Source organism: Brucella ciceri (genome assembly GCF_041930145.1).
Lineage (GTDB): Bacteria > Pseudomonadota > Alphaproteobacteria > Rhizobiales > Rhizobiaceae > Brucella > Brucella intermedia.
This window is the reverse complement of record NZ_JBHEEV010000004.1, coordinates 335689-356194: the sequence shown is the minus strand read 5'-3', so window position 1 is coordinate 356194 and position 20506 is coordinate 335689. Positions and strand designations below refer to the sequence as shown.

Below are 20506 nucleotides of genomic sequence, written 5' to 3'. Positions count from 1 at the left end.
AGTAGGGCCTCGGCACCCCGGGTCACCGGCTCTGGTGGAACCCGGCAACGATGGCTAGTTAGCACCCGCTCAAACAAAGCTCTTTGATTTCAATCAAACAGGAGACAATTCCGCGAACTATGGTCGTTTTTCCCAGTCAGTTTTTTCGTGGCCTGCATTTGCCCCATGTCTTCTTCAGATAGTTCGAGACAGCTCCGAGCTTCGGATCGGAGAGAAACCCCTGACGGAATAGAATGCTTCCCTTCACTTCCGGTAATGCATCATTGAGTTCGAGCTGACGTTTGATTTCTGTCACGCCATCGCCAGCCTGCCATCCGGGCTCGAGTGTAGTCCCGGCGCCGGCCCGATAAAGCGCCAGACCGATATAAAGGTCGGTCTTCGTCCCCCGAACCGTCTCTGCCCACCATCTGGCAATCGTCCCGTAGGACGCTTCCTTCCTTCCGAAGGACCAGTAAATCTGCGGCGCAATATAATCGATCATCCCCTCCTTCACCCAGCGCCGGGTGTCGGCGAAATCTCCATCGTAATTGGTTTTCCCGGCGCGGGTTGCAGAACCGCGCGGATCGTCAGCGGCATTGCGCCAGACGCCGCTCGGACTGATGCCAAAACGAACATTCGGTTTGATTGTTTTTATCTTGTCTGAAATCTGCCGTACCAGCGTATGGGTATTGTAGCGACGCCATTCATATTTGCTCGAAAAACGCGTCCCGAACTGTGCATAGGATTTATCATCATCGAGTTTCGACGATGCAGTTTCATAGTAGAAATAGTCATCGAACTGAATGCCATCGACATCATATTTCTGAACAACCTCAGCGGTAACATTCGTCACCCATTCGCGAACGGCCGGAATGCCGGGATCGAGAACATAACGATCCGCCGATACGCCAACCCAGGCCGGGTGGGTTTTATAAACGCTGGCTGGCGACTCCTTCGACGAATTTCGCAACTCCTTGCGGGTCGACGGCTTTGTATCCATCGAAACGCGATAGGGGTTCAACCACGCGTGCAGTTCGATGCCCCGCTTATGCGCTTCCTGAACCGCAAATTTCAGCGGATCGAATCCCGGATTTTTGCCTAGCGTTCCCGTCAGATAGGACGACCACGGCAAATAGGCTGACTGGTAAAACGCATCGGCAGTGGGCGAAACCTGAAAAATGACGGCGTTGATACCGTGCTCGGCCGCCTCGTCAAAAAGCCTGACAAGTTCTTCTTTCTGGCGCTTTACACGTTCGGCATCGTCCTCGATCCGAGAGGAACTGCGCGACGGCCAATCGAGATTGAGGACCGTCGCTATCCAGCTGGCATGAAATGCATCGCAATCGAGGGGCATGAATTCGTTCCGTCTAAACAACTTGTCAGGCAAGGGGTTTGATATGGCTGTTTAAAACATTAGGTTAAAGATTGAAAACCGACAGCGAGGGCAACATGTACAAGAATATTCTCGTCACGACCGATGGGTCGGAGTTTGCAGAGCGCGGGCTTGTCCACGCATTTAAGCTGGCGCATAGCGTTGGTGCGAAGGTGACAGTGTTGACGGTGACCGCGCCCTATTCGGTTTCGGGGCTTCCCGGCGGCTGGACCGATAGCCCTGCTTTCATCGAGCGTTTCGAGCAGGAATGGAACGAATATGCCGATAAAGCCCTCGCCCGTGCGCGCGAACTGGCGAAGGAAGCGGAAGTTGAAGTTCATACGCTGCATGAGGTTGCCCCGCATCCGGCCACATCCATCATTGAGACAGCCAAGGAACTGCGCAACGATCTCATCGTCATGGCTTCCCATGGTCGTCGCGGACTGAAGGGCATGCTTCTAGGCAGTCAGACCCATGAAGTCCTGACCCGCGGCAACACACCGGTTCTGGTCGTAAAGTAACACGAAGTCGAACCCGGCCTGAAATGCCGGGGCTTTATTTCAGCCGGCCTGATGACCTGTTGCGCTTTCGATATCAACGCGGAAAAAGACCGGCGCAAGTTTACGTTCGTGACCGTCTTTGGCAACCGTTTTTGTGTAGGCCGGTTCCCACCAGGTTGGCTCCGAAGCCATGAGCGCGACGATCGAGTTTTTCTCGTCTTCGCGTTCGATCTCCCGATATCGGCCGTTCAGCACTACGGTGCGCCAGTTGGTCCGGGATTCAATCTGATCGAAAAGGATGCAAACCGCATCGTTCTTGCGCAAGGCGTCGGTTTTATGGCCCTCGGTCGTAAAACAATAGAGTGAACCGCCGCTGAACCGGAAACTCAGTGGTAGGATATACGGGCGATTGTCGAGAACGTAAGCCAGCCGCCCCAGCTGGGTGTGCTGTATCATGTTCCGGATATCGTATTCCGACATTTCCCTGATCATCATGGCTCAGCTCCGCCGTTCGCTTGTCTGCCGACAGGTTAACATAGGGCAGCGTTCCAGCTTTGACCGTAATCAAAGCGCAGGGGGCGGTAATTTTATCAGATGAAGAGACGTCCTTCCGCGATCTTGACTGCGGTTCCGCCGATCCGGGCACCTGTAAGCTGCTGTTTGGCAACGTCCAGTTCAAGGCGAATCCGCGAAGGCCGCCCCATCTCCATACCTTGCTCGATCCACCACTGCGAACTGCCATCAACAGGCTTGTCGTTTTTCTGGATCATGCCTGCAAAGGCCGCCGCTGCAGAACCGGTAGCCGGATCTTCATAGACATTGGCGCCCGTTACAAACATGCGTGCATGGAAATTGCTGTCGAACAGAATTGTTTCGCGGCAATAGACATAAATCGGCAAGGGACGGCCATCAACATGCGGCAGGCTTTCGTTGACATAGACCGGATCAATGGACACTTTCGCTGCTGCTATCAGATTATGGACCGGCACCAGCAGATAGGGTGTACCCGCACTCCAGACGGCGGGTACATGGTTCTCGAATCCGATCTCGTGTGTACCGAGACCGATTGCGGCGGCGGCCTCTTCCTTCTCGATCTTGACCTCGAGCCGTTCCGGAAGGCGCGGCAGATCGAACTCGGCGAAAGCGCTGTTCTCGCCAAGTATCACGCCACAGCGCACAATGCCGACCTTCTCTTCCAGAGCGACGAGCCTGTCCGTCTCATCCCCCGTCTTGCGGCGTCGGGCGAGTGAAACTGCCGCACCCACCGTAGGGTGTCCGGCAAAGGGAAGCTCATAATCAGGCGTGAAGATACGCACCGCCGCCTCGTGCGCCGGATTGCTCGGCGGGAAAATGAACACCGTTTCGGAAAGGTTGAACTCACGTGCGATGGCCTGCATTCGCGTATCGTTCAAACCTTCGCTGTCATGAACCACAGCCAGCGGATTTCCAGCCAGAGCCTTGTCGGCGAAAACGTCGAAAACCTCGTAAAATCTGCCGGAAACAGCGGCTTCACTCATCCCTCATTCTCCCCATGACATGCTCACAAGACAAATTGCAAAGGCGATTTCACTCCGATGCTTCATGCTGCGCGTTATCTGCGAGCATAGACAATTTCGTGGCGCTGTCATCTGCAAGTCTGACCAAGTTTTAGAGATTGTTAAAATGCCAGTCCGCGAAGGCTCGCACATAACTCGGCGTGGCCCCACCCATCGCCCCTGCTGCCTTCACCGGAATGATCTCTGACAACTCGGGCTCGGCCTCATCAGCCAAGTGCTGCTCGATCCGCGACACCAGCTCCGTTGATGGCGCGTCAAAATAATAACGGCGGAAAAGCGCAACGCTGCGATTGCCAGTCACGAGATTGATTTGCTGCTCCGCTCTGGCGTCATGAAGATCGAGACCGGTTTCTTCCTGAACCTCTCGCCTGCGATTGGCATCATAGTCGACATATCCGTCGACAATGTCGTTATCGTCGATCGAGCCAGCCGGAAAATAAACCCTTCCGGCTCCCGCATTCTGCACCCCCATGCGGCCTGCGATCAGATGACCCTCGCTGGAGACAATCACACCGACCCCGAAAATGTGCCATGGACGTTCCTGCGATGCATCACGTCGCCAGTGCATCAACGTTGCAAAACTTGTACGCTTGAAACCGGCTTTAAATAGACCGCCCGTCAATTCCGCTTGCGGGGCGAGATAAAACTCACCATCGAACAAGGTCGGGTTCGCAGCCCGCTCTTTCGTCCAGTTCGAAGCAATCGCTTCGCTGTTCTCCACCGTATATGGCAAAGGACCGGGCAGGACCCGCACATCCGCACGGTCGATTATATGGACGGTGTTTTCGCGGACCTGTTCCATCATTCAAACCATATTCAGCGTCACTGCAACCGGGCAATGATCGCTTGCCTTCGGACGATCCCACCCGGTTCGGGGATAGCGGTCGATCTGCTGGCCAGGCGGAAAAATCGTGCGCCACGGCTGCCCGCGCCGAATGATGTTCGGAACCGCCCTTTCATTCTTCTTCGCAAATGAAGGCGACGCCATGATGTAGTCGAGCTGGCAGAGATGGCGCTCTTGCGGCCCGCGCGTGTGATAGAGCGTCCAGCGGTCCATCACGGGGCGGCGTTCGACCAGGTTGACCGCAAACCCGTCTCCCAGAAGCACGTCGAGCGCACTTTCCTCTTCGACCAATGGCGTGAATTCGTAACCGTTCCATTCATCGCCTCCGATGATGATCCGCTCGCGATAATCATTGAAGTCACCGCAAATCAGCCAGCGGCGGTCGGCAACATTGGAGGGACCGAACTTGTCTTCGATGATGCGGCGTATCGCTCGCGCTTCCGCGCGACGCACCGGCAAAGAGGAAGTTCGTCCATCAAAGCCGTTGCGCGCGCCCGTCATCGATTTCAGATGTGTCACGAAAAGCGACAGCGGCTTTCCGGCAATACGGATATCCACATTAAGGCAATCCCGCTTGAAGATGCGGTCATGGGCTTCAAGTCCGAGTTCGCCGAGGGCAGGCTCGTACAGGCCGAAATCGTTATAGGTTAGGTAGGCGTAGCTTGTGACCTGATCAACCTCAATGGGCTGGCCGTCCCGTGTGGTGTCGCGCATCATAACGGCGACATCGATGCCACGGCTGTCGTTTCCGTCAATCAGGTATTTATGCCGGAAGCCATGGCCTATCATCTTGAAAAGATAGCCATACTCGAATGCATTCAGCGCAGCGAGGTTGTCCACTTCCTGCAGGCAAAGAATGTCGGCGCGTGTTTCGGCAATAGCAAGGGCCGTCATCTGGCGCGTATCGTCGGCATGCGCAATGGACCGTGCCTGCTCGAGAAGGCGATACTGCGCCTCATCGCTGATTTCAAAGAGTTGCAAGGTGCGATCCTGATGCAATTCATTGCGAAAGCCGGAAAAATCGAACCGGCGCATCAGGTTTTCGACATTGAAGGTAGCTATTGTAAACATGCATGCGCAATCTCTCCGCTTGCTAGGCGATTGGCAAGAGGATGAATTCCGAAACCAATAAATTTCTGCTGAAACCGTGACTTGGGTTTCAAAAATACCCATATACCGGGAGAAACGTCATTGAAGCGAGCCGAGACGATGCGAAACCTACTGCACCTGACGATACTGACCGGACTTTTCGTTGCCGGTGTTGCGAGTGCGGGGTCAGCCGTCGAACTTCGCAACAGCCAGTATCTTCCCTCGTTGAAGCCGAGCGGCCCTTTGATTATCGGCGGTCAGGCGGGAGCCAATCGAACGGACCCGAGCGCCCGTAATTGCTACGGTTCGACACTTTGCCGGGAAAGTGGAACCTATATTACCGAACACGGCGTATTAAATTACAAGAACGGCGATGCCCTGCAATATCGGCGCACGATGCAGCCGCCGACCGTCGGCGCGCGTCCAAGCAGCAACCATATCCAGTGGTGCTCGAACCGCTATCGCAGCTATCGAACATCCGACAACACGTACCAGCCGATAGCCGGTCCGAGAACGGGCTGCAATTCACCCTTCCAGTAAGAAAAAAGCCGGGTCAGAACCCGGCTTTTACATCTGCGGCTTAGGCAGCGGCAGATTTTGTGTGAGCGCGTATCAGGCGACCAAGCCGCTTGATGCCTTCATCGATCATCTCGTCATTGGCGCAGGAATAGCTGAGGCGCAGTGTATTGGCTCCGCTGCCGTCAGCGAAGAAGGCGCGGCCCGGAACGAACGCGACTTTTTCGCTATCGATGGACGCGGCAAGAAGTGCAGCGCCATCCATGCCTTCCGGCAACGTGACCCAGACGAACATGCCGCCCTCAGGCTTCGTCCAGCTCGTGGTCTCCGGCATATATTTCGCCAGCGCTTCGAGCATCTTGTCGCGACGGTGCTTATAAACCCTGTGCAGCTTCGCTACCTGAGCATCGAAGCCACTGCTGGCAACGCGCTGAATGGCGATCTGGTTGATCGTGGAAGAGTGAAGGTCCGCTGCCTGCTTCATCAGAACAAGCTTGCGAATAACCGGTTTCGACGCCACCACATAGCCGACGCGCAGGCCCGGAGCCAGCGTCTTGGAGAAGGAACCGCAATAGATGGTGCGGGTCTTCTCGATATCGCCGCCGTTACGGGCAATGTCGAGTGCCAGGATCGGCGAAATCGCATCGCCATTGTAGCGAAGATACTGGTAAGCCGCGTCCTCGATCACCGGAATGTCGAGTTCATCCGCCTGTGCGAGCAGTTTCTCGCGGCCAGCAAGATCGACGGTTTCGCCAGTCGGATTGCTGAAATCGGCAGACAGATAAGCGAACTTCACCTGACCGCCGGCTTTTTCCGCTGCCTGCGCATAGGATTCCGGCGTGCGATTGCCCTTGATCGCCAGTATATCGTAATTGGGCTCGTAAGCGTTGAAGGCCTGGAGCGCGCCGAGATAGGTCGGTGCGGTCACGAGCGCCGTATCGGCAGGCGACAGGAACAGCTTGCCGAGATAGTCGAGAGCCTGCTGCGAACCCGATGTGATGAACACATTGTCTTCCGTGCAGGGAATGCCGATCTTGGCAAGCTCACCCACGAGCCAGGTGCGCAGCGGCTTGTAGCCTTCCGAAATGGAATATTGCAGCGCTGCATTGGCTTCGGGGCCGGTAAGAATATCCTTATAAGCCGCCTGGAATTCGTCATGCGGGAAAAGCGCCGGATCAGGAATTCCGCCCGCAAACGAAATAATATCGGGACGTTCCAGAAGCTTCAGCAGTTCGCGGATTTCTGATGCGCGCATACGTTTCGAGCGCGTTGCAAATACATTTTCCCAGTCCAACACGGGAAATCTCCTCAATTAGACTATCCGTAGATTTTACGGAACTTGTAATAGCGAAGTCTCCTCAGAACTTGGCTATTGGATGTGAAGCTCTAGCGCACTTTTCGGCAGACGAGAACAGCTTTTCCCATGCTTCTATGGAATAAAGATATTCGGAATTGTTTTGGGCCTTTAAGTGCATGAAACGAAAAACTGGCGCAGAATTTGAGTTCTTTTCGTTCGCAACGAACGCATAAGCCTTCTGGGACGCCAACTATTAAGGGGGCGCATGAAACGCCCCCTTGATCGAACAATGGAAGCTGAAGTCTCTTAGTTGCGAGCCTTGTCCACGAGCTTGTTCTTTTCAATCCACGGCATCATTGCACGCAGCTTGCCGCCGACTTCTTCGATCTGGTGAGCATCGTTCATGCGGCGGATACCCTTGAAGCGGGCAGCGCCGGCTTTCCACTCCTGCATCCAATCCGACGTGAACTTGCCCGTCTGGATGTCTTTCAGGACGCGCTTCATTTCAGCCTTGGTTTCGGCAGTGATAATGCGCGGACCGGTCACGTATTCGCCCCACTCGGCCGTATTGGAGATCGAGTAGTTCATGTTGGCGATGCCACCTTCGTAGATCAGGTCCACGATCAGCTTCATTTCGTGCAGGCACTCGAAATACGCCATTTCCGGCGCATAGCCAGCTTCGACCAGAACTTCAAAGCCTGTACGGATCAGTTCGACCACGCCGCCGCAGAGAACAGCCTGTTCGCCGAACAGATCGGTTTCGCACTCTTCCTTGAAAGTGGTTTCGATGACGCCTGATCGACCACCGCCGACGCCCGAAGCGTAGGAGAGCGCCAGATCGTGCGCGTTACCCGAAGCATCCTGGTGAATGGCGATGAGGCAAGGTACGCCGCCACCCTTCTGGTATTCGCCGCGAACCGTATGGCCCGGACCCTTTGGCGCGATCATCACGACGTCAACCGACTTCTTTGGCTCGATGAGGCCGAAATGGACGTTGAGGCCATGGGCGAAGGCGATAGCAGCGCCATCACGAAGATTGTCGTGAATGTGCTCCTTGTAGATGTCGGCCTGCAACTCGTCAGGCGTTGCCATCATCATGAGGTCGGCCCACTTGGCGGCATCGGCAACATTCATCACTTCGAAGCCGTCAGCCTGTGCCTTCTTCGCAGTCGCAGAACCTTCACGAAGGGCCACGCGCACGTTAGCGGCACCGGAATCCTTGAGGTTCAGCGCATGGGCACGGCCCTGGCTGCCGTAACCGACGATAACCACCTTCTTCGACTTGATCAGGTTAACGTCTGCATCCCGATCGTAGTAAACGCGCATTTCCTTATTCCCTTCGTTCAGATTGTTCTTCGGCTTTCTCGCGTCCGCCGATGTGATTAGGCCCCGTAGAGGGCAAAAAACTGCTTGGTGGCACGCCGGGCGTCCCGGATGACCACGTCGTCAGTCAGTTCCAGATGGTCGCCAAGCAGCAACCGTATTTGCATGTCCCGGACGACGAGCCCGAAAAACGTGCGAAATGCCTCATCGATATCGTCGAAGGTCAGCAAACCGGCCTCCTGCCCCATATGCAGAATGGGCTTGAGGCGCTTGGCCATGGCCACAGGGCCGTTGGCCAGGACGATATCACCCAATGCGGATTTAGCGGACGCTGCGTGGCTCACCGCAAGGCGGTTCAGAGCAATCGAGGTCTTCCCCGACAGCACCAGAAGCCAGTCGCGCGCGAAATGCTCCAGACTGGAAAACAGGGACTCCGCATCGAGCTTCTCACGCGTCAGCGGCACAACGCGAACCTTCGAGGCCTGCCAGCGAACCATCGCGGTCAACAGGCCATCGCGGTCACCAAACCATTTGTAGAGGCTTTCCTTCGAGCAGTTGGCGGCACGCGCAATACTTGCCGTCGTCAAAGCGCGGTCCCCGCCTTCCACTAGAAGGCGCAACGCCTGCTCCAGAACATCGTTCTGACGCGGCGAAAGAGCCTGCTGCTTTTGAGCCTGCAATTCGTCGCTGGTATCAGTCACGGGTCTTTCCTCCACCTTGTACCGTACGGTACGGTTCCCCAATTCATAATTATTGTTCCCGCCACGGTCAAGCGTGTTTTCGAAAATTACAGTTCGCTACTGCAGAATTCAGTTTGCCGCGCATAGAACGCAAAAAGCGCCCTCCCGAAGCCGGGAAAGCGCCCTGTAAAATTGTCGGTTCAAGCAGATTTAAAGGTTTACCTGCGTTCCAATTTCCACCACTCGACCTGTCGGGATCTGGAAATATTCGGTTGCGTCTGATGCCGTGCGCGCAAGCAGGATGAACAGCTTGTCCTGCCAGAGCGGCAGGCCGGAATGAGCGGATGCCTTGAGGGACCGGCGCGACAGGAAGAAAGACGTGGTCATGATGTCGAATTTCCAGCCGAGTTTGCGACAGATGCCGAGCGCCCGCGGGATGTTAGGCTGTTGCATATAGCCGAAAGTGAGCGTCACCTGCATGAAGCGCTCGTTATATTGGGACACCCGTGCCCGGTCGGCACTCGAAACCCATGGCTTCGAGGCGGTCACAACCGTCAATATGACATTGTTTTCGTGCAGAACCTTGTAGTGTTTCAGGCTATGCATGAGGGCGGTCGGAGCGCTTTTTGGGTCGCCCGTCAGAAAAACAGCCGTACCCGGCACGATGGTAGGCGGACGCTTGGTCATTTGCTGGACGATCAGGTCCAGCGGAACTTCAGCCTTGCGGGTCTTGTGAAACAGGTGCCGCGTTCCCCGCACCCAGGTCCACATGATGAGGACCAGCACCACTGCGATACCGATCGACGCCCATCCCCCTTCGTGAACCTTGATGATGTTCGCACTGAAAAACATGATGTCGATGACAAGGAAACCGAGAATAAATGGCAGGGCGCGGCTTACGCGCCAGTTCCAGATACGGGTCATCACGATATAAAGCAGAACCGTCGTCACGAGCATGTTGCCGGTGACGGCAATGCCATATGCCGCCGCAAGATTGCTGGATTTCTCGAAACCCAGCACCAAAATGACCACTGCCAGCCCCAGAAGCAGATTGACGCGCGGGATATAAATCTGGCCGTGCAGCTTTTCCGAGGTGTGCTGGATTTCCAAGCGCGGAAGAATGTTGAGCTGAACGGCCTGACGCGCCACGGAGTAGGCGCCGGTAATAACCGCCTGGCTCGCTATCACGGTCGCAGCGGTGGCAAGCAACACCATGGGCAGGAGTGCGAAACTTGGCATCATCTGGAAGAACGGCAGCGCAGCCGCTTCACCGTGAGAAAGAATGAACGCAGCCTGCCCGAAATAGTTAAGCAGCAGGCATGGAAAAACGATCCAGAGCCATGCACGGACAATTGGCTTGCGCCCAAAATGGCCGAGATCGGCGTAAAGGGCTTCAGCGCCCGTCATTGCGAGAAACACGGCGCCGACCGTAATGAATGCGATGCCGGGGCTGACCACCAGAAAGCGCACCGCATAATAGGGATTGAGCGCGACCATCACGGTAGGGTCGTCGAAAATATGCCATAGACCCGACGCGCCCAGCGCCAGAAACCACAATGCCATGATCGGTCCGAAGACGATGGCAACCTTTCCCGTTCCCAATTTCTGTACGGAGAACAGCGTCACGAGAATAACGACGGTTATTGGAACCACGAAAGGCGTAAGATCGGGAGCGACAATCTCCAGCCCTTCCATTGCCGAGAGGACCGATATGGCAGGCGTGATGACTGCATCGCCGAAGAATAGCGCCGCGCCACAGATGCCTACCCCCAGAATCAGGTCCGGTCTGCCTTTCAACGCACTTCTGACAAGGGCCATCAGCGAAAGAATGCCACCCTCGCCATTATTGTCTGCACGCAGAACAAACAGCACATATTTGATTGTGACAACCAGTGTCAGCGCCCAGAAGATCAGCGAAACGACGCCCAGAATATCGCTGCGGGCGAGGATGCCGTCACTCGCGGCTGCATGAAGCGCTTCACGAAAAGCGTAGATAGGGCTGGTGCCGATGTCGCCATAGACGACACCCAATGCTCCCAGCACCAGCGTCTTCATGCTCTCATTGTGCTGGCCGGCATCTTCAGCAAACGCAACGCTTTCAGGAACACCGACTGCAGGCACACCAGCCTGCATCGGCGTGTCATTGCCATTTAGCTCGCCGCTCATATGCAGGCACCTCGCAACTTCCTGAAAACGTTCTGGCTGGAGTTACTGGGATCGAATTGAGATAATGAGCGTATTCGCAAAAAGTTGCGAATTGCGGCATCGCTGCCAAGCCTTCCCCCGACCAGTTTCAATCATGGTCATGGCGTCGACTGAACGTAGCAATCTGCACGAATGCAACAACATTGCAAATGCCGCAGCGCGCAAAGCAGACGTCGGAGAACTGCTTCAATGCTTCCCTCATACGATCCTGCGCGCCCCCACACGCATCTGAATAGTGGCGGACGCCTATAGCTTGTCGCATCCGAATGCAAATGCGCTTTTTGCAAAGCTCCAATCCCAGCCATGCATCAAGCGCATTGAATAACATCTATCGCAAAGCCGCGATATAGCGGCTTACCGTCGTCGGCATCCCATACATGAGGGCATCGGCTGTCAATCCATGCCCGATGGAAACTTCGTTCAGTTGAGGAACACGTTTAACGAGCGCAGGCAGATTATCTACTGTCAGATCATGCCCGGCATTGATGGCCAATCCCAACGCCGTGGCAACATTTGCAGCCTTTTCCAGACGATCCAGTTCGTGTATCGCGGCAGCCGGATCGTCGTAGGTAGCGCCGTAGGGACCGGTATAGAGTTCCACCCGGTCCGCCCCGATAGCCTTTGCGCGTTCGTATCCCAACGGATCAGGGTCGGCGAACAACGACACCCTCATTCCACCTGCTTTCAGGCGAGCGACTATCGGCGCGAGGAAATCAGACTTCGACACGAAATCCCATCCGTGATCAGATGTCGCCTGTGTCGGATCATCAGGCACAAGCGTCACCTGCTCAGGCTGATGCTTCTCCACAAGATCTAGAAATGCCTCGCTTGGAAAGCCTTCGATATTGAACTCCGCCTGCGGAAACTCGTCATCGATCAAAGCGCGTATTTCGCCGAGGTCGGAAAACCGGATGTGACGCTGGTCTGGACGCGGATGCACCGTCAATCCGGCGGCCCCTGCAGCGAGCGCGGCGCGGCCCAGACCGGTAACGCTTGGCCATGGCAAATCGCGCCGGTTTCGCAGCATCGCAACAGCGTTGAGATTGACCGATAATTTCGCAGGCATTGGAGACTCCCGGATGAATATTCCGCTTTATAACGCCTGCCATGAAAAAATGTGAGTGTTTTGCCGTCGCACCACGCCTGCAATCCCCAACCGCGCAAATTGGTTGTAACAAACTGGGTTTGCAGAGCTTTTCCAGTTCGTATCAATTTGGCGCTGGACGCAACCTTTGACCCCGCTTTCGCGTTTGAATCTGATCAATGATGGAGGTCTATGATGCGAAATGAGGACATACCCGTCATTCGCCGTATTCCAACAAACCGGGATGACGTTTTTGCCTTTGCAATCGAGGGGCATCTTGACGACGCATCGCTGGAGAACCTCTACGGGCTTCTCGATGCCGCTTACGAAACCCACGACGAAATCGATCTTCTGGTCCGTCTCACCGGCTATGAGGGGTTCGACTGGACCGCTGCGTTTTCGGAGAGCATGTTGTCCATGCGCGCCAAATCGCTCAAAAAGCTTCGCCGCTATGCTATCGTGGGCGGACCCCTGTGGATACAGGCCAGCATAACCCTCATGCAGCCGTTCCTCTCGATAGAACTCCGTGCATTTGAAGCGGATGAAGAAAACGAGGCATGGGAATGGCTTGGCGCAAGACCGATGGAAGAATGATTATTTTACGATAGTCAGGCGTTCGGCGGCGCGGGTAATGGCCGTATAAAGCCAGCGCTCACGCGTATCGCGGAACGCAAAACTTTCATCAAAAAGCACCACCTCGTCCCATTGGGAACCCTGCGCTTTATGAACCGTCAACGCATAGCCATAATCGAAATCGTCATAACGCTTTTTGGTCTGCCACGGAATTTCACTGTCCGGATCTTCGAACTGCGCCTTCAACAGCTTGATCTTCGCAACGCCGCGGTCATCGTCCTCGGGCGTAACAAGCAGGTTGATGCCCGGCTTCACGGTTTCCTTGGAGGAGGTCATCACCTTCCATAATGATCCGTTGAGAAGCCCCTTGGCAGGATCGTTGCGAAGGCAAACCAGCTTGTCGCCGGCCTGCGGATAATCCGCAGTGAAGCCCTTCAATTCCCGCAGGCGCTGATTGTAGCGGCGTCGCGTTCGGTTTGTACCGACCAGCACCTGATCGGCAGCCAGAACCATCTCCTGATTGACATCGCCTTTACCGATAACCTTCGCAGCGCCGTGGTCGCCATAGGGAAGTTCCCTTCCCTCTCGAACGTCGAGCGCCATACGGATGATCGGATTGTCCTGTGCCTGACGATGAATTTCGGTCAGCAGGTAATCCGGCTCGTGCTCCGTGAAAAACCCACCACCGGAAATCGGAGGCAACTGTCCCGGATCGCCAAGGACAAGGATAGGCGTGCCGAAACTCATTAAATCCCGCCCCAGCGCTTCATCGACCATGGAACATTCGTCCACGACGATCATCGCTGCCTTGGCGACAGGGCTTTGCCGGTTGAGCGAGAAGGTCGGCGCGATGGAGGTCTTGCCAGTGGTTTCGTCTTCGATTGCTTCTTCACCGCGCGGGCGATAGATGAGCGAATGAAGCGTGCGAGCGTTGCTGGCACCCTTCGAACGCAGCACCTGAGCTGCCTTCCCGGTAAACGCAGCAAACTGCACATCGCCATCCACATGCTCGGCGAAATAACGGGCGAGCGTCGTCTTGCCCGTACCCGCATAGCCGAACAATCTGAAAATGGGGCTGCGACCGTCCTTGAGCCAATGCCCCACTGCTTTCAGCGCCTGATCCTGTTCCGGTGAAAACTGCATGATCCTTTCAGACAGGATTCGCCGCCTGAAAACAAGATCAAACCGTGATCAAACGTTTTTGCTCATCAAAGCTGCAAATCTGTCGAGATCAACGTTACCGCCGCTGACGATGACGCCTACGCGCTTGCCTTGCAGCTTCGACGCTATCTGTCGCGCTCCGGCAAAAGCAAGACAGCCGGTGGGCTCAACGATCATCTTCATCCGGCTGGCGAAGAATTTCATGCCTTGCACGAGTTCATCGTCGCCAACCGCCAGAATATCGCGAACGGTGTTGCGAATGATGGCAAAGGTCATGTCGCCCAGCGCCTGCGTCTGCGCACCGTCCGCCAACGTCTTTGGAACATCTATATGGACTATCTTGCCGGAGCGAAATGATTGCTGGCCGTCATTTCCAGCCTCCGGTTCCACCCCGTAGACATCGCAAGCGGGCGACAAGGCTTTCGCGGCCAGCGCCGAGCCCGCAAGCAGGCCACCGCCGCCGAGACAGACGAACAATGCATCGAGCGGGCCGGTTTCCTCGATCAACTCCTTGGCAGCAGTCCCCTGCCCGGCGATGATATCGGGATGATTGAACGGCGGAATGAGGGTCAGCCCCCCCTCCTCCGCCAGCCGACTTGAAATCGCATCGCGATCTTCTTCGTAGCGGTTATAGGTTACAACCTTCGCACCATAGCCTCGCGTTGCTTCCAGCTTGGCGCGCGGCGCGTCTTCCGGCATGATGATGGTCGCCCCAATACCGAGTAATTTTGCTGCAAGCGCTATCGCCTGGGCATGATTGCCGGATGAAAAAGCCAGCACACCCCGCGCCTTTTGCTCATCCGTAAACCGTGACAAAGCGTTGAACGCACCTCGAAACTTGAATGCACCGATCCGCTGAAAATTCTCACACTTGAAAAAGAACTGCGCGCCGGTGTCACGGTCGATTGTGGACGATGTGAATACGGGCGTGTGGTGCGCATGGCCTTCGATCTGCTTTGCGGCCGAGATCACGTCATCGTAAGTTGGAAGCTTGTTCATCATCTGCCTCTTCATCTTTATTTCAACATTGGCCACAGGCTCAGCACGAGCAGCAAAGCCATGACAAGATTGAACCATTTCAACCGAACAGGATCCGAAAGCCAGTTGCGCAGCAAAGTTCCGAACCCCGCCCAGACCGACACGCTCGGCAAGTTCACGATCGCGAAGGCAGTGCTCACCAAAAGCACGGCAACATAATAATTGTCATGGTTGGCATAGGTGGCAATGCCGGTGACTGCCATCACCCACGCTTTCGGATTGACCCACTGGAACGCTGCCGCCTGAAGGAAAGTCATCGGCACGCTCTTATCGCGATGTCTGGCTTCTCCGATGGAGCGCGACATGGCGATTTTCCAAGCGAGATAAAGCATATAGGCGCCACCGGCGAATTTCAGCGCGGTATAGAATGACGGCACCGTTTCGATCAAGGCGCCGAGGCCGAAGCCGACCGCCAGGAGCAATACGAAGAAGCCGACGCCAATCCCCAGCATATGCGGAATGGTGCGGCGGAAACCGAAATTTACACCCGATGCCAGCAGCATCAGATTGTTCGGCCCCGGTGTAACGGATGAGACAAAGGCGAAGACAAGAAGCGCCAGAAAAATTTCGATAGACATAGGATGGCCCCGATTTATAGGGACAAATTAGCTCAATAAAAAACCGGCACAATCGAAACATTGTGCCGGTTTACAACGATATTGTATCGATCTTCTCGGAAGCTATTACATGCCTTCAGGCCCCCGGTTCATGGCCGCAACGCCGGTACGGCAGGTCTCAACCAGACCGAGCGGCTTCATGATCGAGATGAACTGATCGATCTTGGCAGTTTTGCCGGTGATTTCCAGAATGAAATGATCTGTCGTCGCGTCAACCACCTTGGCCTTGAATGCGTCGGCCAGACGTAGCGTCTCGGCCCTTGCCTCACCTTTGCCGGCGACCTTCACCAATGCCAATTCCCGTTCCACCGGGCGGTCATGGCCGAGTTCCGAGGCGCGATGACTGAGATCGACAACGCGGTGAACCGGCACGATGCGGGCCAGCTGGTGGCGTATCTGGTCGAGCACATGCGGGGTGCCGCGCGTCACGATTGTGATGCGCGAGAGGTGCTTTTCATGCTCGGTTTCCGAAACCGTCAGGCTTTCAATATTGTAGCCACGACCGGAGAAAAGACCGATCACGCGGGCAAGGACGCCCGGTTCGTTGTCAACGAGGACGGCAAGCGTGTGCGTTTCCGGCATTTGCGTTTCGGCAGCGATGAAATAGGCCGATCCGGAAGCTAGGTTCTGTGCGTTCATGATTTTTTTCCTCCGGATCAGACGAGCGCGCGGCCCTTGGCATCGATAGCATTGGCAACGGCTTCATCTGTCGCTTCATCCGGCAACAGCATTTCGTTATGCGCCTTGCCCGACGGGATCATTGGGAAGCAGTTGGCGAGATTTGCCACGCGGCAATCGAAAATAACCGGCTTGTCGATATCGATCATTTCCTGAATGGCGGCATCGAGATCACCCGGCTTTTCACAGCGGATGCCGTGCGCGCCGTAGGCTTCCGCCAGCTTCACGAAATCCGGCATCGCCTCCGTATAGGAGTGCGACAGACGGTTGCCATGCAGAAGCTGCTGCCACTGGCGCACCATACCCATATACTGGTTGTTCAGGATGAAGATCTTGATCGGTGCATTGTGCTGGATCGCAGCCGACATTTCCTGAATGCACATCTGGATGGATGCATCGCCTGCAATATCGATAACCAGAGCATCAGGGTGCGCGATCTGCACGCCAAGCGCCGCCGGCAGACCATAGCCCATGGTGCCGAGACCGCCGGAGGTCAGCCAGCGGTTCGGCTCCTCGAAGCCATAGAACTGCGCAGCCCACATCTGGTGCTGTCCAACCTCAGTGGTGATGTAGGTCTTGCGATCCTTTGTCAGTTCATACAGCCGCTGAATTGCATATTGCGGCATGATGACGTCCCGGTTCGGCGCATAGGCAAGCGAATTGCGGGAGCGCCAGCGGTCGATCTGCTCCCACCATGCACCGATTGCCTGCTTTTCCGGTTTCCTTTCAGAAGCGCGGAACTGACGAACGATGTCTTCCAGAACGTGGGCAACGTCGCCGATGACCGGCACGTCGACGCGAACGTTCTTGTTGATCGAAGATGGATCGATATCGATATGAATTTTCTTCGAGTTCGGGGAAAATGCGTTCAGGCGCCCGGTGATACGGTCGTCGAAACGGGCACCGACACACAGCATGACGTCGCAGTCATGCATGCTCATGTTGGCTTCATAGGTGCCGTGCATGCCGAGCATTCCGAGCCAGTTCTTGCCGGAAGCCGGATAAGCGCCCAGTCCCATAAGCGTGGAGGTGATCGGGAAATTGCTGATCTCCACCAGCTCGCGCAGCAGACGGGAAGCTGCCGGGCCGGAATTGATCACGCCGCCGCCGGAATAGATGACGGGCTTCTTCGCATTGACGAGCAGACGAACGGCATCCGGAATTGCCTGCGCATTGCCGTCGAGAACCGGACGGTAGCTGGTGCGCGGTGCAGTTTCCGGCGGCGTATAAATGCCCTTGGCGAACTGGATATCCTTCGGAATGTCGACCACAACGGGACCCGGACGACCGGTGGAAGCGACATGAAAGGCTTCGTGCAGGATGCGCGCCAGATCGTTGACGTCCTTTACGAGCCAATTGTGCTTCGTGCAGGGGCGTGTAATGCCGATCGTATCGCATTCCTGAAATGCATCGGAACCGATCAGGGTCGTCGGCACCTGGCCCGAAATGCAAACCAGAGGAATGGAGTCCATCAGGGCGTCCTGAAGCGGCGTGACCGCGTTGGTCGCACCCGGACCGGATGTGACAAGCATCACCCCAACCTTGCCGGTCGAACGCGCGTAGCCTTCCGCCGCATGTCCGGCGCCCTGCTCGTGACGCACCAGAACGTGCTGAACCTTGTCCTGCTGGAAGAGTTCGTCATAGATCGGGAGCACAGCGCCACCGGGATAACCGAAGATGCTCTCGACGCCCTGATCGATCAAAGCCTGAATGACCATTTCCGCGCCGGTCATTTCGCGCGGATTGCTTGCTTCCTGCGTTTCTGCGGCGTTTGCGTCCGCCTCACGTTTACCTGCAGTCATTGTTCTCTTCCCGTCTGCATTTCATTTCTGATTTGGATAATAAAAAAGGCCCCCGAGGGAGCCTGTCTTTCGCGCATGGGAGCTTTCGCCGGATGGTTACACCATCCTGCCCATGCGCGCCCGTACCACAAGAATAATAATCGTGTTCATGGTGGCGGACACTAATAGCCGGATTTGGCGTCGTCAACGCATAAATACATCGCCTGCGATATTTTCTTAGGCTCGCTCGCCCTAAACGATAACTTTATTTCAACCGAAGACTCCTATCCTGATGCGAAACCTCCTGTTGAAAGTTGGGGCAAGCGGGCAGCATGAGCGAAATCGGCGGCAATTCCGGCGCACGAGAACACGGCGAATACGTGCAGCGCAATCGCACGGAAGGGTACGTCATCCAGTGTGATGGCGAAGGCGCCATCGTCTCGGCGTTGTCAGGCCCCTCCTCCCCCGCATCCGACGATTACTGGGCCGTGGGACAGCTGATATCCATTCGGTCAGGCGGCAATCGCGTCGTCGGTCTTATTCGCAATGTGCTTGTGCCGGGTGATGTCTGGATACGCGGCGGTGACAACACGCTCCATGTCCATGTCGAGTTTCTGGGCGAGGTTCGCGTGCAGTCCAATGGGCAAACCACATTCAACGGCGGTATTTCTCAATTTCCCCATGCGGGCGCTATCGCCCACCGTATCCGCGCGAGCGACCTGGCGGCCATTTATGCCCAGACCGGGCACAGCAGCGTTTCGATCGGCACGTTGACACAGGACGCAACAGTTCCGGCTCATATTTCGGTCGACGATCTTATTTCCCGGCATTTCGCCATCGTTGGCACAACGGGCGTCGGTAAATCGAGCGCAGTCATGCTGCTTCTGCGCCGCATCGTCGCCGAAAAGCCCAATCTTCGTGTACTCATCCTTGATCCACACAACGAGTTCGCGAGCGCATTTCCTGACCTCGCAGTAGCCGTCGATCAGACGAATATCGAACTGCCGTTCTGGATGCTGCGGCTTGAAGAATTCGCAGACGTGATCTTTCGCGGGCGCGCGCCGGACCCGATGGAGCTCGATATACTGCGCGATCTTGTCCAGCTTGCGCGGGAAAAAATGCAAGGCACCGAGCCGTTGTCCGCGAAAACCTTGCGGCGGCAGCTGGCGGACCGGCAGAGCGTCAGCGCCGACACGCCCGTTGCCTATCGCCTCCCAGATCTGATCGCCCTCATCGACGAACGCATGGGGCTTCTCGACAGCAAAGCGGAACGTCCCTATCTGCGAAGCCTCAAGGCTCGTCTGGAATCGATTTCTGCCGATCCTCGCTTCCGCTTCATGTTTGCCGTGACTGGCGGACCCGAGACGATGCGGCACGCCATTGGCCGCATTTTCCGCATCCCACAAAACGGAAAGCCCATCTGCACATTCCAGCTTGCGGGATTGCCATCCGAGGTGGTCAACGCCGTCGCGTCGGTTTTGTGCCGACTGGCATTCGATATCGCTCTGTCAAGCGAAGGCAGCCTGCAGACGCTGGTGATCTGCGAAGAAGCTCACCGCTATATTCCAGCCGACCGCGACGCCGGCTTCTGGCCGACGCGGCAGGCTATAGCCCGAATTGCCAAGGAAGGCCGAAAATACGGTTCCTATCTTGGCGTCATCAGCCAGCGCCCCGGCGAGCTTGACGCGACAATCCTGTCGCAATGCAATTCCATTTTCGCGATGCGGCTCGGCAATGAACGCGATCAGGAAATCATCAAAGGTGCCATTCGCGGCGGCGCGCAAAGCATGGCAGGTTTCCTTTCATCGATCGCCAATCGCGAGGCCATCGCCTTCGGCGAAGCCTTCTCGACGCCCATGCGACTTACATTTGAGACTATTCCATCCCATCAGCTTCCGGGACGCAGCAAAAGCGAAAGCGCCCTTTCCGGCTGGCGGAACGACGGCAAGATATCGCTCGACCGTATCATCGAAAAGCTGCGCGCATTCGAAAGCAGCTCCCAGGCGGAACCGGCGGACCGGCTCGCAGACGACGACAACCTTTGGGGCAACCCGGCTTCCACCTCTCAGCGCGACCATGCATCGATCGGAGAGCAATTTCATCGGGCACCTTCATTGAAGCCGCAAACTCGACTCAGCCTGGACACGAAGCAGAGCATCGAGAAGATGGGCGAATTGGTGCGCAGTTTTCGCAAGGACCGCGAGCGCTAGACA

At 56.1% G+C, this 20506-nt stretch carries 19 protein-coding genes; 4 read left to right on the top strand and 15 right to left on the bottom strand.

The genetic code is table 11. The annotated features are described in order from the left end of the window. Positions 1-136 precede the first annotated feature (136 nt). Entirely contained in the window at positions 137-1333 is a 1197-nt protein-coding gene (locus JNC63_RS10465; RefSeq protein ID WP_025090491.1) for a glycoside hydrolase family 10-like protein, read from the bottom strand. 95 nt (positions 1334-1428) lie between these two features. Between JNC63_RS10465 and JNC63_RS10460 the strand changes: the two genes are divergently transcribed. Continuing rightward, the gene (locus JNC63_RS10460; protein WP_025090492.1) at positions 1429-1872 is read left to right on the top strand and encodes a universal stress protein; all 444 of its coding nucleotides are present in this window, start codon (positions 1429-1431) and stop codon (positions 1870-1872) included. Positions 1873-1911: 39 nt separating this feature from the next. Here JNC63_RS10460 and JNC63_RS10455 read toward each other — a convergent pair whose 3' ends face one another. From JNC63_RS10455 to JNC63_RS10440, 4 genes are all read right to left on the bottom strand, one after another. Next, on the bottom strand, positions 1912-2346 hold the full coding sequence (locus JNC63_RS10455) for a pyridoxamine 5'-phosphate oxidase family protein (RefSeq protein WP_025090493.1): 435 nt from the start codon (positions 2344-2346) through the stop codon (positions 1912-1914). Positions 2347-2441: 95 nt separating this feature from the next. After that, positions 2442-3368, bottom strand: coding sequence for a PhzF family protein (locus JNC63_RS10450; RefSeq protein WP_021586662.1), 927 nt, complete (start codon positions 3366-3368; stop codon positions 2442-2444). 130 nt (positions 3369-3498) lie between these two features. Beyond that, a complete protein-coding gene (locus tag JNC63_RS10445; protein WP_025090494.1) occupies positions 3499-4209 on the bottom strand; it encodes an NUDIX hydrolase in 711 nt (236 codons plus the stop codon). A 3-nt stretch (positions 4210-4212) separates the two neighbouring features. Further along, positions 4213-5322, bottom strand: coding sequence for an endonuclease/exonuclease/phosphatase family protein (locus tag JNC63_RS10440; protein ID WP_025090495.1), 1110 nt, complete (start codon positions 5320-5322; stop codon positions 4213-4215). Positions 5323-5460: 138 nt separating this feature from the next. Here JNC63_RS10440 and JNC63_RS10435 point away from each other — a divergent pair, with 138 nt between their 5' ends. After that, positions 5461-5880 (top strand): BA14K family protein, encoded by a 420-nt coding sequence (locus JNC63_RS10435; protein ID WP_025090496.1) that lies wholly within the window; start codon positions 5461-5463, stop codon positions 5878-5880. 40 nt (positions 5881-5920) lie between these two features. On the opposite strand, the gene JNC63_RS10430 is transcribed toward JNC63_RS10435, so the two are convergent. From JNC63_RS10430 to JNC63_RS10410, 5 genes are all read right to left on the bottom strand, one after another. Continuing rightward, positions 5921-7153: an aminotransferase-like domain-containing protein gene (locus JNC63_RS10430; protein WP_031346792.1), complete on the bottom strand. Its 1233-nt coding sequence runs from the start codon at positions 7151-7153 to the stop codon at positions 5921-5923. A 306-nt stretch (positions 7154-7459) separates the two neighbouring features. Then, positions 7460-8479: a ketol-acid reductoisomerase gene (gene ilvC, locus JNC63_RS10425; RefSeq protein ID WP_006467168.1), complete on the bottom strand. Its 1020-nt coding sequence runs from the start codon at positions 8477-8479 to the stop codon at positions 7460-7462. Positions 8480-8535: 56 nt separating this feature from the next. Then, positions 8536-9177 (bottom strand): TetR/AcrR family transcriptional regulator, encoded by a 642-nt coding sequence (locus JNC63_RS10420; protein WP_021586838.1) that lies wholly within the window; start codon positions 9175-9177, stop codon positions 8536-8538. A gap of 189 nt (positions 9178-9366) precedes the next feature. Next, entirely contained in the window at positions 9367-11322 is a 1956-nt protein-coding gene (locus JNC63_RS10415) for a potassium transporter Kup (protein ID WP_025090498.1), read from the bottom strand. Between the two features lie 367 nt (positions 11323-11689). Next, positions 11690-12427, bottom strand: coding sequence for a pyridoxine 5'-phosphate synthase (locus JNC63_RS10410; RefSeq protein WP_025090499.1), 738 nt, complete (start codon positions 12425-12427; stop codon positions 11690-11692). A 213-nt stretch (positions 12428-12640) separates the two neighbouring features. Between JNC63_RS10410 and JNC63_RS10405 the strand changes: the two genes are divergently transcribed. Then, positions 12641-13039 (top strand): SpoIIAA family protein, encoded by a 399-nt coding sequence (locus JNC63_RS10405; RefSeq protein ID WP_171053467.1) that lies wholly within the window; start codon positions 12641-12643, stop codon positions 13037-13039. On the opposite strand, the gene JNC63_RS10400 is transcribed toward JNC63_RS10405, so the two are convergent. The 5 genes from JNC63_RS10400 to JNC63_RS10380 all read right to left on the bottom strand — a co-directional run bounded on the left by JNC63_RS10400 (position 13040) and on the right by JNC63_RS10380 (position 18314). Then, the gene (locus JNC63_RS10400; protein WP_006467174.1) at positions 13040-14161 is read right to left on the bottom strand and encodes an ATP-dependent DNA helicase; all 1122 of its coding nucleotides are present in this window, start codon (positions 14159-14161) and stop codon (positions 13040-13042) included. A 48-nt stretch (positions 14162-14209) separates the two neighbouring features. Beyond that, positions 14210-15178: a threo-3-hydroxy-L-aspartate ammonia-lyase gene (locus tag JNC63_RS10395; protein WP_063620956.1), complete on the bottom strand. Its 969-nt coding sequence runs from the start codon at positions 15176-15178 to the stop codon at positions 14210-14212. 17 nt (positions 15179-15195) lie between these two features. Next, positions 15196-15795: a LysE family translocator gene (locus JNC63_RS10390; RefSeq protein WP_021586844.1), complete on the bottom strand. Its 600-nt coding sequence runs from the start codon at positions 15793-15795 to the stop codon at positions 15196-15198. A 105-nt stretch (positions 15796-15900) separates the two neighbouring features. Next, positions 15901-16473, bottom strand: coding sequence for an acetolactate synthase small subunit (ilvN, locus tag JNC63_RS10385; protein WP_006467176.1), 573 nt, complete (start codon positions 16471-16473; stop codon positions 15901-15903). A 17-nt stretch (positions 16474-16490) separates the two neighbouring features. After that, the gene (locus JNC63_RS10380; RefSeq protein WP_374846302.1) at positions 16491-18314 is read right to left on the bottom strand and encodes an acetolactate synthase 3 large subunit; all 1824 of its coding nucleotides are present in this window, start codon (positions 18312-18314) and stop codon (positions 16491-16493) included. Between the two features lie 311 nt (positions 18315-18625). Between JNC63_RS10380 and JNC63_RS10375 the strand changes: the two genes are divergently transcribed. Continuing rightward, positions 18626-20503, top strand: coding sequence for an ATP-binding protein (locus tag JNC63_RS10375; protein WP_063620919.1), 1878 nt, complete (start codon positions 18626-18628; stop codon positions 20501-20503). The last annotated feature ends 3 nt before the right edge of the window (positions 20504-20506 follow it).